9 protein-coding genes and 2 pseudogenes are annotated in these 15152 nt (G+C 69.9%); 2 read left to right on the plus strand and 9 right to left on the minus strand.

Annotation, left to right across the window (positions count from 1 at the left end; all coding sequences use genetic code 11):
* Positions 1-48 precede the first annotated feature (48 nt).
* Positions 49-1485 (plus strand): aldehyde dehydrogenase family protein, encoded by a 1437-nt coding sequence (locus N0A20_RS14520; protein WP_260581053.1) that lies wholly within the window; start codon positions 49-51, stop codon positions 1483-1485.
* Positions 1486-1664: 179 nt separating this feature from the next.
* Positions 1665-2891 (plus strand): bifunctional glutamate N-acetyltransferase/amino-acid acetyltransferase ArgJ, encoded by a 1227-nt coding sequence (gene argJ, locus N0A20_RS14525; RefSeq protein ID WP_260581054.1) that lies wholly within the window; start codon positions 1665-1667, stop codon positions 2889-2891.
* A 227-nt stretch (positions 2892-3118) separates the two neighbouring features.
* Here the strand turns inward: argJ and trxA are convergent, their stop codons facing one another.
* From trxA to N0A20_RS14570, 9 genes and pseudogenes are all read right to left on the minus strand, one after another.
* Entirely contained in the window at positions 3119-3463 is a 345-nt protein-coding gene (gene trxA, locus N0A20_RS14530) for a thioredoxin TrxA (RefSeq protein WP_260581055.1), read from the minus strand.
* Between the two features lie 55 nt (positions 3464-3518).
* Positions 3519-4721: a PD-(D/E)XK nuclease family protein gene (locus N0A20_RS14535; protein WP_260581056.1), complete on the minus strand. Its 1203-nt coding sequence runs from the start codon at positions 4719-4721 to the stop codon at positions 3519-3521.
* 934 nt (positions 4722-5655) lie between these two features.
* Positions 5656-9432 (minus strand): annotated as a pseudogene (gene addB / locus N0A20_RS14540) (double-strand break repair protein AddB); the annotation flags it as partial.
* Complete coding sequence (locus N0A20_RS14545; RefSeq protein ID WP_260581057.1) at positions 9318-9659, minus strand: hypothetical protein; 342 nt, start codon at positions 9657-9659, stop codon at positions 9318-9320. The gene N0A20_RS14545 and the pseudogene addB, both read right to left, overlap by 115 nt.
* Positions 9659-9976: a hypothetical protein gene (locus tag N0A20_RS14550; protein WP_260581058.1), complete on the minus strand. Its 318-nt coding sequence runs from the start codon at positions 9974-9976 to the stop codon at positions 9659-9661. Before N0A20_RS14550 ends, N0A20_RS14545 begins: the two co-directional genes overlap by 1 nt.
* Positions 9969-10695, minus strand: a pseudogene (locus N0A20_RS14555) (nucleotidyltransferase family protein). Before N0A20_RS14555 ends, N0A20_RS14550 begins: the two are co-directional and overlap by 8 nt.
* A complete protein-coding gene (locus N0A20_RS14560; RefSeq protein WP_260581059.1) occupies positions 10686-11657 on the minus strand; it encodes an aminoglycoside phosphotransferase family protein in 972 nt (323 codons plus the stop codon). Before N0A20_RS14560 ends, N0A20_RS14555 begins: the two are co-directional and overlap by 10 nt.
* Positions 11654-12103, minus strand: a complete 450-nt coding sequence (tsaE, locus tag N0A20_RS14565) for a tRNA (adenosine(37)-N6)-threonylcarbamoyltransferase complex ATPase subunit type 1 TsaE (RefSeq protein ID WP_260581060.1) — start codon at positions 12101-12103, stop codon at positions 11654-11656. Before tsaE ends, N0A20_RS14560 begins: the two co-directional genes overlap by 4 nt.
* Before the next feature lie 299 nt (positions 12104-12402).
* Positions 12403-14766 carry a PAS domain-containing sensor histidine kinase gene (locus N0A20_RS14570; RefSeq protein ID WP_260581061.1) on the minus strand — a complete coding sequence of 788 codons (2364 nt, stop codon included), beginning with the start codon at positions 14764-14766 and terminating at the stop codon, positions 12403-12405.
* Between the last annotated feature and the right edge of the window lie 386 nt (positions 14767-15152).

Genomic DNA, 15152 nt, shown 5'->3' on the forward strand with positions numbered 1-15152 from the left:
CGTGATTAGGTAGCAATCCGATACGTAACCGCCGATGGGAGAAAGACGATGAGCGATACCGAAACGCACCTGAAACAAAATTACATCGGCGGCCAATGGGTCGACAGCAAGGGCGGCAAGCTCCACGACGTCATCAACCCCGCGACCGAGGAAGCGGCCTCGACCGTCGTGCTCGGCACCGCGGCCGACGTCGATGACGCGGTCGCCGCGGCGAAGGAAGCCTTCAAGAGTTTCTCGCAGACCACCCGCGAGGAACGGCTCGACCTGCTGAACCGCATCGTCGAGGAATATAAGAAGCGCGGGGCCGATCTCGCCAAGTCGATGGCCGCCGAAATGGGCGCGCCCGTCAGCTTCGCGGGCACCGCGCAGGTCGGCGCCGGCATCGGCGGCTTTCTCGGCACGATCGCCGCGCTCAAGAGTTTCGAGTTCAAGGAACAACACGGGCCGAATACCGTCGTCTATGAACCGATGGGCGTCGTCGGCATGATCACGCCGTGGAACTGGCCGCTCAACCAGATCGCGCTCAAGGTTGCCCCGGCACTCGCCGGCGGCAACACGATGATCCTGAAACCCTCGGAGGAATGCCCCGGCAACGCGGTGATCTTCGCCGAGATTCTCGACGCCGCGGGCGTGCCGCCGGGCGTGTTCAATCTGGTGCAGGGCGACGGCCCGACCGTCGGCAACGCGATCTCATCGCACCCCGGCATCGAGATGGTCAGCTTCACCGGCTCGACCCGCGCCGGCATCCTCGTCGCCAAGGCGGCCGCCGACACGGTCAAGCGCGTCCATCAGGAACTGGGCGGCAAGTCGCCGAACCTCGTCCTGCCCGACGCCGACCTCGAAACCGTGCTGCCCCCGACGGTGCAGGGCGTGCTCGTCAACACCGGCCAGAGCTGCATCGCGCCGACGCGCATCCTCGTCCACAAGGACCGCAAGGATGAAGCGGTCGGCGTCATCAAGGCGATGTTCGACGGCACCCAGGTCGGCGATCCGATGGCCGAGGGCGGCCATATCGGCCCCGTCGTCAACAAGGCGCAGTTCGACAAGATCCAGGGCCTGATCCAGTCGGCGATCGACGAGGGCGCGACGCTGGAGACCGGCGGCACCGGCCTGCCGTCGAATGTCAACCGCGGCTATTATATCAAGCCGACCGTCTTCTCGGGCGTGACGCGCGACATGCGCATCGCGAACGAGGAAATCTTCGGTCCGGTCGCGACCGTGATGGCCTATGACGACCTCGACCAGGCGGTCGATATCGCCAACGACACCGAGTACGGCCTGTCGGCTGTGATCTCGGGCGACCCGGCGAAGGCCGCCGACGTCGCGCCGAAGCTGCGCGCCGGCATGGTCGCGGTGAACAGCTGGGGCCCGGCTCCGGGCGCACCCTTCGGTGGCTACAAGGCCTCGGGCAACGGCCGCGAGGGCGGTCTGTTCGGGCTCAAGGATTTTATGGAAATCAAGGCGATCAGCGGCATTCCGGCATAACCGGGTCTCCCCTCCCGCAGGCGGGAGGGGATTAAGGGGTGGGCGCGAGCGTAGCGAGCAAGCTACGTCGCCTTGCCCACCCCGCTGCGACTAGGGCGCGCGCGCCCAAGTCTCACTGCCCCTCCCGCCTGCGGGAGGGGTTTTGCTTTGGACGGCCACCCGCTACAGGCACCCCCATCATGACCACCCGCTCCCCGCTCGCCCCCGCCGCCTTTCCCGCGCTCCCCGACATCGCCGGCGTGACGCTCCGCATCGCGCGCGCGCGGTACAAGGAATGGGACCGCTGCGACCTCACCTATGTCGAGCTGTCGCCGGGCACCGCGGTCGCGGGCGTCTTCACGCGCAATATCTGCTGCTCGTCCGAGGTCGAACTCGGCCGCGAACAGGTCAGGGACGGCACGGCGCGCGCGCTGATCGTCAACGCGGGCAACAGCAACGCCTTCACCGGCTATCGCGGGCGCAAGGCGGTCGAGCAGATCATGGGCCAGGTCGCCGATCATCTCGGCTGCGCTGCCAGCGAGGTTTTCGTCAGCTCGACCGGCGTCATCGGTGTGCCGCTGCCCAAGGACAAGGCGCGCGCCGGAGTCGCGGCCGCGCTCACCGCGGCGCCCTGCACATGGAAGGCCGCCGCCGAAACCATCTGCACCACCGACACCTTCGCCAAGGGCTCGGCCGCCAGCGCCATCGTCGGCGACCGCACGGTGCAGGTCGCGGGGATCGTCAAGGGATCGGGCATGATCGCCCCCGACATGGCGACGATGCTCGGCTATATCTTCACCGACGCCGCGGTCGCGCCCGCGCTGCTGCAACAGATGCTGACCGAGGCGACCGGGGGCAGCTTCAACAGCATCACGGTCGACAGCGACACATCGACCAGTGACACCGTGCTGCTCTTCGCCACCGGACAGGCGGGCAATGCGGTACTCGAATCCTGGGACGATGCGGGAACCGACGCACTCTATGCCGCGATCAAGGCGGTGTCGCTCGACCTCGCGCACCAGGTCGTGCGCGACGGCGAAGGCGCGTCGAAATTCATCGAGATCCAGGTCACCGGCGCGGCCGACGATCACAGCGCCAAGCGCGTCGCGTTCGCCATCGCCAACTCGCCGCTGGTCAAGACCGCGATCGCGGGCGAGGACGCCAACTGGGGCCGCGTCGTGATGGCGGTGGGCAAGGCCGGCGAACCCGCCGACCGCGACCGCCTCGCGATCCGTTTCGGCGACCATTGGGTCGCCAAACAGGGCCTGCCGGTCGACGGTTATGACGAGGCGCCGGTCGCGGCGCATCTCAAAGGGCTGGAGGTGCGCATCGGCGCCGACCTCGGCCTGGGCGAAGGCCGCGCGACGGTGTGGACCTGCGACCTGACGCACGGCTACATCAGCATCAACGCCGATTACCGGAGCTGAGAACTTCCGACCGCCACCCCGCCGGGATGGCGATGGGATATCCGGCTTCGCTATTTCGAAAGCGAGAAATTAGAGCATCGTGCGCTAAACCTGAACCGCCTCCCCGAGCGAAGACGAGGGGCTATGCCGAGCGAAGTCGAGGCAGTGAGCAGGTTCTCGCTTCGCTCGAACGAGCCCCTCGTCTTCGCTCGGGGATACGGAGTGATTCAGATTTCACGCAATTTGATCTAGGCGGTCTGCGCACCCGGCGCATCCAGCGCCCCTTCCAGCCAGCCCTTGAGCGCGCTCTTGGGCGCCGCACCGACCTTGGTGTCGGCGATCTCGCCATTCTTGAACAGGATCATCGTCGGAATGCCGCGCACGCCATATTTGCCCGGCGCTTCGGGATGATCGTCGATGTTCAGCTTGGCGATCACCACCTTGCCCGCCAGTTCGTCCGAAATCTCTTCGAGCGAGGGGCCGATCATCTTGCAGGGACCGCACCATTCGGCCCAGAAATCGACGAGCACGGGGGTGTCGCTGTCGAGGACGTCGGCCTGGAAGCTGGCGTCGGTAATCGCTTTGGTACCCATCCAAGGTCTCCTGAAAATCTGCTTGGTTCCTAGCTAGGCAGTCGGCGCGCCCGGCTCAAGCCCCGAACCCGGCAAATTCGCCTTGGTTGCTCGGCAAGCCCGGCTTGTGCGGCGCCAGCGTCGCATCATCCAGCACGATCAGCTTCGGCCCTGCGGTGTAGAGCAACGCGGCCGTAACCTGCCGCCCCGGAAAGATCACCGCGAGCGCGTCGCGATAGGCCGCCATCTGCCTGAGGTACGCCGGCGCGACATCCTCGGCGCGCCCGGGCACATGCCGCCCGGTCTTGTAGTCGATCACCGCCACCGCATCGTCGGTCACCAGCAGCCGGTCGACGATGCCCGCAACGACCGCGCCGTCGACCACCGCCGACAGCGGCACCTCCGCGAGACTGCCCGGCCCGAAGAGCGCGGCATGGGCGGGATCGTCCAGCACCGTGAGGACCTCGTCCGCCATCGCCGTTCGCGCGGCGGCGTCCAGCCCCGCTGCCTGCGCGTCCAGCCAACGCAGCGCCGCGGCGTGCCGCCGCCCGGGCGCGACCGGCGGCAGGCGTTCGAACAAGGCGTGCAGCAAGACCCCGCGCTCGACCGCCGCCGCGCGTCCCGACCCCTGCGGCGGCACCGCGACATCGTCCTCGCCCAGCGCCGAAGGAGCCAGCGGACGCGGCGGACGCGCCTCCTCCGGCGCGGGACGATGCGCCCATTCGGGGAGCGCGGCGGGCGGCGGCGCGACCGCCGCCGCCTTGCCGGCGCGCGGCGCCCATTTTCCGGCGTTCGCGCGATGGACGCGCCGCGTGCCCCAATCGCCGCCTGCCGGCTCGACGTCGCTTCCCATGCCTAGCAGCGCGCGCTCGGCGGCGGCGTGCCAGCTGTCTTCCGGTACCGTCAGGTCGGCCTTTTTCGTCACGCCCGCGACGACCAATATTTCCTCGGCGCGGGTCATCGCGACATAGAAGAGCCGCCAATGTTCCTCCGACGCCGCCTTCGCCGCCGCTTCATAGGCCGCGGCGATCGCACCATGGCGTTCGTCGGTCGGCACCGCGAAGACGGGCAATTTTTCCCAGCCCGCAATATCGACGCTGAACGGGCGATGCCCGACCCCCGGATCGTCGGTCGCATCGGCCAGGATGACGATCGGCGCCTGCAGCCCCTTCGACCCGTGCACCGTCATCACCCGCACGACGTCGCTGCGCGCTTCGGTCTGGCGCTTGACGTCGCTGCGGCTGTCCTCGATCTGCGTCAGGAAGCCGAGCAGCGACACCGTCTCGCGCTGCTCGAACGCCAGCGCCTGGCTCAGCAATTCGTCGACCGGATCGCGCGCCTGGCGCCCCAGCCGCGCATAGAGTTTGCGGCGCCCGTCGATCGGCCCCGACAGCACCGCTTCCAGGAACCGGAACGGCGTCGTGAAATCGCCCATGCGCAGCAACTGGCGCAGCGCGTCCATCGTCGCGGCCGGCATATCGCTTTCGGCGCTGCGCAGATGCTCCCACAGGGCCGCGCGGCCGCGCCGGTGCGTGCGGGCATAAAGCTCGTCCTGCGTCCAGCCGATCAGCGGCGAAACGAGCAACGACGCGAGGTTGAGGTCGTCGAGCGGCTGCACCGCGAAGCGCATCGCCGCCATCAGGTCCTGCACAGCCAGCGGCTGCGTCAGCGCGAAGCGGTCGACACCCGCGACCGGGACATGCAGCGCCTGCAACCGCGCGACGATCCGCGCCGCCAGGTCGCGGCGGCGGCGCACGAGGATCATGATATCCCCCGGCGCCACCGGCCGCCCGTCCTTGCCGTTGGCGATCCAGCGCTGCACTTCGTCGGCGATCGCCCGCGCGAGCCGCATCGAGGCGGGATCGCTCGCGGGAACCGTCGAATCGCCGGTCGTTCCGTCCTCGCCCGCTTCCTCGGCGCCGGCGTCGAGCGCCTTGTCGACCGGCAAGGGTGCCCAGACCTCGACCTGCCCGGCGTGCGCGTCGCGGATGGGGTAGTGCGGCGGTTCGTCGCCGTCGAGGCCCATCGCCGCCGCGCCGCCCGCCGCCAGCCAGGCATCGACGACGCCGAGCACCGCCGGGGTCGAGCGATAGTTGGAAACGAGATCGACCTCTTTCACCGGCCGGCTCGGCCTGTTCGCCGAGCAGCTGGAACAGCGTCCTGGCGTGCTCGAACGCCTCGGGATCGGTGCCCTGAAATCCGAAGATCGCCTGCTTGCGGTCGCCCACCGCGAACAGCGTGCGGTTGCGGTCTTCCTTCGCGCCCAGCCCGGCGAAAAATTCGCGCGCCAGCGCCTCGACGATCCCCCATTGCCGCAAATTCGTATCCTGCGCCTCGTCGACGAGGATGTGGTCGGTGCGCTGGTCGAGCTTGAAGCGGACCCATTCGCCGAAGCTGCTGACGCGCAGCAGCGTCCCCGCCAGCGTGATGAGGTCGTCGAAATCGGCGAGCCCCTGTTCGCGCTTCGCCAGCGCATAACTTTCGGCAAAACGGCTCCCCAGCCGCCATGCCGCCGCCAGTTCGTCGGCCAGCCGCATCGCGGCGGCGGTGCCGGACAGGCGGTCGGCGGCCGCGACGATGCGCGCCGCATGGTCGAGGCAGTCCCGCATCCGGCCCTTGTCGCCCGCGAAATCGGCGCGCATGTCGCCCGCGCCGGTCAGGAAACAGCCGCGCAATTCGCCGAGCATCGCGCTACGTTTCGCGGCATCGGCCCCCAGCCATGCGGCCATCAGGTCGGCGCGCGCGAGGCCCGTCCTGGTCCCCCACGCCGCCCCGCTCGCCGCGACCGCTGCGATATCGCGATCGTCGATCGCACCCGCGGCCAGCTCATCGCCGATCCAGGCATCGGCATCGCCCGCCGGCAACCCGAACGCATCGCGCAGGTCGCGCGCGCCCGGCGACAGCGACGCCCCCGGTCCGCCGAACACCGCCGCGCAGCGCGACAGGAAGGACAATGCCGCCTCCTGCCCCAGCCGCCGCGCGAGTTGCGCCGCCGCGGCGCGCAAGGCGGCGCCCTCCTCGCCCGGCAGCGCCAGAACCTCGCCGAGCACGCGCCGCTGCAACGCGGCGGCTTCGTCCTCCTCGATCGGGCGAAAGCCCGGCAGCAATTTCGCCTCGAGCGGAAAGCTCGCAAGCAGCGTCTGGCAGAAGCTGTGGATCGTCTGCACCCGGATCGCGCCGCCGGGACTGTCGATCACCGTCGCGAACAGCGCCCGCGCCCGCGCCATCAATTTCGGCACCCCCGCATCGTAACCGAGCAGATCGAGGTCGAAGCCCAGCGCCTTCAGGTCGAGCCGCAACTCGCCATCCTCCATCCGCACCCAGGCGGCGAGCCGTTCGTGGATGCGATGCGCCATTTCGGCGGCGCCCGCCTTCGTAAAGGTGATGCACAATATCGCCTCGGGCGATACGCCGTCGAGCATCAGCCGCAGCACGCGCGCCGACAGAACCTGCGTCTTGCCGGTGCCCGCCGACGCGTTGAGCCAGACATGCTCCGCGGGATGCGCGGCGGCGCCCTGTCCCGCGTCGAGCGTGGCGAGGCCGGACGGTCGGCTCATTCGCTCTCGCCCCGTCCGAACCATTCGTCGCGCCGCATCAGCTGGTCGTAATCGCCATAGCCCCGCGCGTCGCCCGGCGCGAAGGGTGCCTCGCCGGTCAGATAGTCGGCGCTGATCTCGAACAGCACGTCGGCGGCCCGCGCTATGGCATCCTCGGCACTCTTGAGGTCGCTGCGCGCATGATAGGTCAGCGAAATCCTGCCCGCCCCGCCGGCGACGGCGGTCGGGCCGCAGGCTCCAATATTCGAGCGCGCCGACCGGGGCGGCGTCGATTTTCTCCATCCCGCCCATTTCGGCGATCAGGCCGAGCAGCCCGAGCTGGTTGTCGACCCCGTCGGACGCCGCCTTCGCGCCCGGCGCCGCGCCCGATTTATAATCGACGATGGACAGCTGGCCTTCGCGGTCGCGGTCGATGCGGTCGGCCTTGCCGTGCAGCGTGATGCCCCGCACCACATGCTCGCCCTTCACCTCGACCCCGACGGGTTCGCGCCCTTCCGCTTTCGCCGCCCAGACCTGTTCGGCGGCCCAGCGCAGCGCGGGCTCGACGCGCGGCAGCCAGAAGGCGCGCGCGATCGGATCGAGCGCGGGGTCGTGCGCCAGCGCATCGAGCTCGGCCTCGAAGGCCGCAGCGCTCGCCCCGGCCAGCACCCAATTTTCGAACAATTTGTGCAGCCGCGTCCCGTACCAGCGCGGATCGGGCGCGGCGCTCAGCGGGTCGAGCGCCGACAGGCCGAGCATCCGGTCGGCATAAAAGGCAAAGGGATCGCGCGCCAGCCTATCGACTCCCGTAACGCTGATCCTGCGCGGGCGGTCGGCGGCGGGCGGCGCGGGCCGCGGCTTGCCGGCGGGCTGCGGATCGCCCGGCGGCAGGTCGAGCTGCGCCGCGAGCCGGGTCAGCGGCACCCCGCCCGGTGCGGGTTCGGGCAGCGCGCCGCCGAGCGCCGCGAGCCGCAGCCAGAAGCGGGAGGCGACCGCGGGATCGCCGCCGCTGCGCGTCGCGCGCGTCACGACGATCTCTTGCCCGCCGAGCGCCCCGGCGAAATCATGCGCCGCCATCCCCTGCTGCCGCTCGGGCGCGGGCAGGCCCAGCAGCCGCCTGATCCCCGGCGCGAGCCAGGGGTCGGGGGTCGCCGCGGCGGGCCATCGTCCTTCGTCGAGCCCGCCGAGGATCATCAGGTCGGTGCGCTGCAGCCGCGCTTCGAGCAGGCCCCAGATGAACAGGCGGGGATGTCCGCCATAGGGCGGCCTGACGCTTTCCTGCGCCAGCAATTGCCGCAGCATGTCGGGGAAATCCTGCGGCTCGACGAGCGCCGGCCCGTCACCGCGGGCCAGCGCCCAGCGGTCGAACAGGCCGCCGAGCGACCGGCCGGCCGGCCCGGCCCAGACGCCGTCGCCCGCGAGCCAGCCGAGCGCCGCCTGCAAGGCCGCGAGCAGGGTCGCGGGCGGCGCGGGCGCGGCAAAGGGAGCGAGCGCCTCGCCGAGCGCCGCCGCCAGCTCGTCCCACCAGGGTTGTATCTGTGTCGCAAGACCATGGCCGCGCGCCTTGGGGTCCGCCACTCGCGCCGCGATCCGCTGCGAAATGCCGTCCCAGCCGGGCACCAGCCCCGGTTCGCGCAGCAGCAGGTCGAGCCGCCGGACCTGATCGAGCCAGCCGCCGCGTTCGCCGCCTGCGCGGACCAGCGGATGCCCGAGCAAGGCGACCAGCGCCACCGGATCGAACGCCGCCGCCAGCTCGGCGAGCAGCAGCAGCAGCGCGCCGGGCGGCGTCCGCGACAAGGGCTGACCGGCGCTGTCGTCAACCGATATGCCCCAGCGCGTCAGCGCCGCCGCGACGCGCTCGCCAAGCGCGCGATCGGGGGTCACCAGCGCCGCGGTCCGGCCCGGCGTCTCGATCGCCTCGCGCATCAGGAGTGCGATGCCCTGCGCCTCCTGCCCGTCGTCGGCGAAGACCGCGCCGGATATCCCGGCCAGCGCCTCCGACAGGTCGCCCGCCGCCTGCCATTCGACGCTATAGTCGGCGGGCGCGAAGAGCAGCGAAACGAAGGGCGTGCGCGCCTCCGGCCCGTCGAAGGGCGAAGCCGCCGCCCACTCGGCCACCTCGCCGCGCGCCACGCCCATACGATCGAGCAGCAGTTTCAGATGATATTGCGGATGCGTTTCCAGCGGCCGCGCCGGATCGTCGGGATCGGGACGCAACGGGCCGAGCGCCTCCCATTCGCCCGCGCTCATCGCCCGGTCGAGCCCCGGCAGCACGACCATGCCGCGCTCCAGATCGGCGACGTCACGCAACAGCCGCGTGATCGCGGGCGCCGCCGCCGTCACGCCCGCCGCGACGACGAACCGCGCCGGGGGCGCCGCGCGCCATGCCGCGCCCACGCGGTCGAGCAGGCGGTTGCGCCGTTCCGCCCGATCGATGGCGCCCGTCCCCGCCAGCGCCGCTGCGACCAATGATCGACGAGCAGCCGCAGCCGACCGAGCGACGCCTGCCAGTGACCGGCAAAGGCGCCGAGATCGAGATCGACGAGTTCGGGGACGGCGACTTCCTCGTAATGAAGCTGATCGATCACCCGCGCGAGCCCGTCGGCAAGCTGGAACGCCGCGGCGCCCGCGATCGGCGCCTGACCTTCGGGCGTGAACCGCTCGATCAGCGCGGCGAGCATCAGCCGGCGGCGCAGCGGGTCGATCGCCGCAGCGGCAACGGCTGGTCATCGTCGATCGCGTCGAGCGCCAGCGCGACCTCTTCGTCGAGGTCGGCGTCGCCGATCACCGCGAGCCGCGGCATCAGCAGGCCCTGCCCGCCCGCGCGCACGAAGGCCGCCTGCACCGCGCTGCGCGCCCGGTTGCTCGGCAGCAGGATGAGCCCCTCGGCGAGCCCCAAGGCACCGTCGGCGAAGCGCGCGATCAGCCCCGCGGCGAGCGCATCGGCGAACGCCCGGTGGACCGGGATGGAGAAGATGGCCGGTTTGGCGTCAGCCATCGGTCAGCGCGGCTTCGGTCGGCGCGATGCTCGCGGGGGTGCCGACATCGAACCACTGGCCCATGTGCGACAGGCCGAACAGCCGCCCCGCCGCGATCGAACGTTCCCACAATATCATCGTCGAAAACGGCCCCTCGGGCGCGTCTTTCAGGAAACGCCGCGAAACGAGCTGGATGCCGGTATAGACAAAGGGCGCGATCCGTCCCGGCCTGCGGCGCGACAGCTCGGCCAACGGGATCCATGTGAAAGTCGCCCTTGCCGCCATGTCCCGTCGCGCTCGCCTGGCGGATCACCAGCAACAGCGCATCCATCCGGTCGCCGTCCCAGTGGCGCGCGAGCTGCCCGATGCTGTCCTGCGGCCCGTCGGTCCAGATATTGTCGCTGTTGACGATCAGGATCGGGTCGCCGGTCAGCAGGGGCAGCGCCTTGACCATCCCGCCGCCGGTTTCGAGCAATTGCGCGCGCTCGTCCGAAGTCACGATGGTGAACGATCGTTTCTGCGCCGCGAGATGCGCTTCGAGCGCATCGGCGAGATAATGGACATTGACCACGACATGCCCGATCCCCGCCGCCTCGATCCGGTCGAGGCTGTGGTCGATCAGCGGCTTGCCCGCGACGCGCACCAGCGGCTTGGGCCGCGTCGCGGTCAAGGGCCGCATCCGCTTGCCCAGCCCCGCCGCCATCACCATCGCGCTCTCGATCTTTGCCGTCACGACCATGCCTCCGCCCGCTTGTCGGCCGGCACATTGGCATCGAACCATTGCCGGACGGGGACGAGCGCCGGATGCGCGAGATCGCGTTCGAGCAGCCCCCACATCCGCGGCTGGAACTGGCGGTATCCGGGCTTGCCGTCGCGCTTCCACAGCCGCACGAAAACCCCGAGAATGCGCGTGTTGCGCTGCGCCGCGAGCGCCCAATAGGCGTGCTCGATCTCCCGCCCGGTCGCACCCTGATAGCGCGCGAGCATCGCCGCCTCGACCGCCGGACTCACGTCGCGGCGCGCGTCCTCGAGCACCGAAGCGAGGTCATAGGCCGGATGGCCGACCAGCGCGTCCTGGAAATCGAGCAAGCCATAATGCTCGACGCCCTCTTTGCCGGCGACCAGCATGATATTCTCGGCATGGAAATCGCGCAGCACGGTGACGCGCGGCAGTCCGTCCTTTTCGACGGGGGTCAGCGCCGCCTCCCACGCCGCGCGGAATGCGTCGCGATCGACCTCCAGCCCCAGCGCCGGACAATACCAGTCGCTGAACAGCATCACCTCGTCCAGCCATTGGTCCAGCCCGTGCACCGGCAGGCCGGCCATCGGCGGCCGCGCGTGAAGGTGGACCAGCAAATCGGTCACCCCGGCATAGTGGAGCATTTCATCCTGCAGCGCGGCGTCCACCGTCTCGCGCAGCCGCACATCCCCGAAATCCTCGATCAACAGCAGGCCGCGTTCCAGATCGCGCGCCAGGATCGTCGGGGCGTTCAGCCCCTGCTCGCACAGAAATTCGGCGACAGCGACGAACGGCCGCGGGTCTTCCTCGGGCGGCGGCGCATCCATCAGCACCGCGCGGCGGTCGCCATCGACGATGCGGAAATAACGGCGGAACGACGCATCGCCCGCCAGCGGCAAGATATCGGCCCCGCCCCAGCCATGCGCGGCGAGGAAGGCGGGCGCATGCGCGGGCGGAATCATCGGAGCGGCCATCGGCTCCCCCAAGACGCCGGCACCGCGGCTGTCAAGATGCGGGTGCCGCCGCTGCCCGAAATCGTCAGCGACAGCGCGTCGGGCCAGCCCTGCGTCCCCAGCCGTTCGGGCCATTCGATCAGCAGCGCACCGTCGTAGAGATAATCGTCGAGCCCGAGCTCGATCAGCTCGTCCTCCTCCTCGATCCGGTAGAGGTCGACATGCGCTACGGCCAAATCGACCTCGGGCGGGGCATAGGGCTGGACGATCGCGAAGGTCGGGCTCGGCGCCTCGCCCGCCAGCCCGCGCGCCTTCAGCATCGCGCGCGCCAGCGTCGTCTTGCCCGCGCCGAGGTCGCCCGACAGCAGCACGACATCGCCGGGCATCAGCGCCGCGCCGATCGCCGCGCCGATCCGTTCGGCCTCGGCCAGGGTGTAGGGAATGGTGACATTCATATGCGGGATTGCTAAGCCGGAACCGCGGAGGGGATTCGCGCAGAGGCGCAGAGCGCGCAGAGATTTTTTGTTCACGCGGAAACGCGGAGACGCGGAGAAGGACTCTTGGGCCGATAGGTCCCATTCCATCTTGAAGCTGTCGTCAGGATGCGACGTCGCAGATAGAAAACCGCTTCGCGGCGGGCGCCACATCTCCGCGCCTCCGCGTCTCCGCGTGAACCCAATCCATTTCTCCGTGTCCTCTGCGCCTCTGCGCGAATCTGTTCTACGCACGCGGCAAAGCGAAACATAGGGCATCTTCATCCACCCCGCGGCAGGCTCACGCGCACCAGCGTCCCCTGCCCCTTCTCGCTCACCACCTCCATCGTCCCACCGTGCGCGGCGACGAGCTGGCGCGCGAGGGCGAGGCCGATGCCGCCGCTCTGCGTCCCGGCCTGCTGGCCCTTCGTCACCGCCGCGACCGCGTCGGGCATGCCGGGGCCATTGTCGGACACGATGATGTCCACGCCCCTTGCGTCGCCATCGGCGTGCAGCAGCACCCGCCCGCCCTTCTTGCGGCTCGGCGCGGTGTAGCGCACCGCATTGTCGAGCAAGCTAGCCACCAGACGCGACAGGCGGGCGGCATCGCCTGCGATGCTGCCGAGGTCCGCCGACAGATTTCCGACCAGCTCGACCCCTTCCGCCGTCGCAAAGGGTCTGGCTTCGTCGAGCGCGCCGGTCAGCAAATTCGCGACATCGACCGGCGCGCGCTCGACCGCCAGCGTTCCGGCCTCACCCTGCGCGAGGTCGAGCACATTGTCGATCTGCCGGCCCAGCACGCCGACCGAATCCATGATCGCATCGACATAGACCCGCTGCTGCTCGCTGAGCTTGCCTGCATAGCCCGCCTGCAGCATCTCGCCGAAGCCGCCGATCGACGTCAAAGGCGTGCGCAGTTCGTAGCTCATCCGCGACAGGAAGGCGGTCTTCACCTTGTCGGCCGCCTCCAGCGCCTCGTTGCGCTCGCGCAGCGCCCCTTCCATCTTCCGGCTCGCGGTCACATCGAGCATGATGAGCAGCGCGTTGCCGTCGGGCAGCGGGATCGCGGCGAAGTCGAAATGGCGCCCGTCGGCGAAACGGATCTCGCCGGCGCGCTGGGTGCGTTCGAGCGTCGCGGCGCGGATCACCTCCTGCACGATGCTGATCTGGTTCGGTTTTGCCAGCCGGTCGGCGAGCCCGCCCATCAGCGCATCGACGCGCGGATGCGCCGCCAGCGTCGGTTCGTCGACGCCCCACAGGCGGCGGAACCGCTGGTTCCACAGGTGCAGCCGCCCGTCGGGGGCGAACACCGCCACCGCCTCGAACAGATTGTCGAAGGTCGCGGTGCGCACCCGCAGCAGCGTGTCGCGCGCGCCCGCGAGCTGGACCTGCTCGGTGCGGTCCTCGGCGATGAGCAGCAGTCCGCCATCGGGGGTCGGCTGACCGACGACGCGCAGATGCGTGCCGTCGCGCAGCAGCCACTCCTCCTCGCTCGCCTCGGCCTTCGCGAACCAGTCGACATGCGCCTGCCGCCATTCGGGAAAGTCGCGCACCTCGGGCGTGCGCCCGGAATCGCGCCAGGCGTCGAGCAATCGCGCAAAGGCGGGCGCCTCGGCGATGCCGTCGGCGTCGAGGTCGAACATCCGCCGGAACGGCTGGTTGGCGAAGACGAGGCCCTGGTCGGGGCCGAATTGCGCGACCGCCGCCGACAGCCGGTCGAGCAGTTCGCGCTGCGTCTCGGCAAAGCGGCGATGCGCGCCGCGTTCGCTCTCCAGTTCCTGCACGTCGATCGCATAGCCCGCGACGCCGATCGGCTGCCCGCCCTGCGGTGCGAGCGGCACATCGACGACGCGCATGATCCGCCGCTCGCCCGCGATGGTGACGGGCACGGTGCGCAGCTGCGCCGCGCCCGCATCCCGCGCCGCCGCCGCCGCCTCGCCCGGGCTGACCCCGGCGACGGGTTCGAGCAGTTCGATGCCCTGTTCGATCACGGCATCGGCGCTCTTCGCCTCGACCGCGCTGACATAGGCCTGGTTGACCAGCGCCAGCTCGAGCCGGGTGTCGCGGAACCACATCGGGAAGGGCGCGACCTCGATCAATCCGGACAGGGCCTCGAACGCAGCCATCGCCTCGTCGCGCTCGGCCTTGAGCGCGATCTGCGACGACAGGCTTTCGGTGGCGTCGTCGAGCCACAGCAGCACGCTGCCCGACCCGCCGATCGCGGCCGGAGCGGGACCGCCATGGACCAGGATGGTGCGCGAGCCGCCCTGCGGGCGCAGGCTCATGCGGAAGGGCTTGGCGCCGCGCTGCGCGCCGAGGATCGCCTGGCGCAGCGCCTCATGCTCGCTCGCCTCGATCCCCGCGTTCAGTCCGCGCAGCTCGTCGAAATTGCGCGGGCCGCGCTCGAGACCCAGCCAGCGCCCGAGCCGCTCGCTCGCCTCGATGCGCCAGTCGCCGCGCACCACGACCGGCAGATAGGGAGAAGCCTCGACCAGGCTCGCGAGCCGTTCGGTCTGCGCGGCGGCAAAGGCCGAACGGCGCTGCATCGCGAGGCCGCGCCCGGCGGCCCAGATGCCGAGCATCAGCCACAGCGCCGCGAAGCCGCCGAGCGCGAACGTCAGGGTCGGGGACAGCGTGCCGCTCATCCTCCGTCACGCTCCCGCTGCTTGCCCGCCGACGCCCGTGCCATGATCGCCAGCCGTAAAGGCGATGGAGTCATGTTTCAATCGCATGTCACAGCGAAACGGCGCGCTACATCTTCCGATGAGCGCGCCGTCCACAGATTTCGTCTCACCCCATCGTCATTGCGACCCCGGCGAAAGCCGGGGGAAGCAATCCAGGGCGGTTTACGCCCACTCTGGATTGCCGCGTCCCCCGGATCAAGTCGGCGTATATACCCTCCAAACAAGGATAGAGCCTGTTCCCCGGCGAAAGCCGGGGTCCACGAGGAATGGCGCTGCCCCATCTGGACCCCGGCTTTCGCCGGGGAACGCTTACTTGTCGGAAAGGCATAATCGCCGATCAAGTCCGG

This window comes from Sphingopyxis sp. PET50, from assembly GCF_025244705.1.
GTDB lineage: Bacteria > Pseudomonadota > Alphaproteobacteria > Sphingomonadales > Sphingomonadaceae > Sphingopyxis.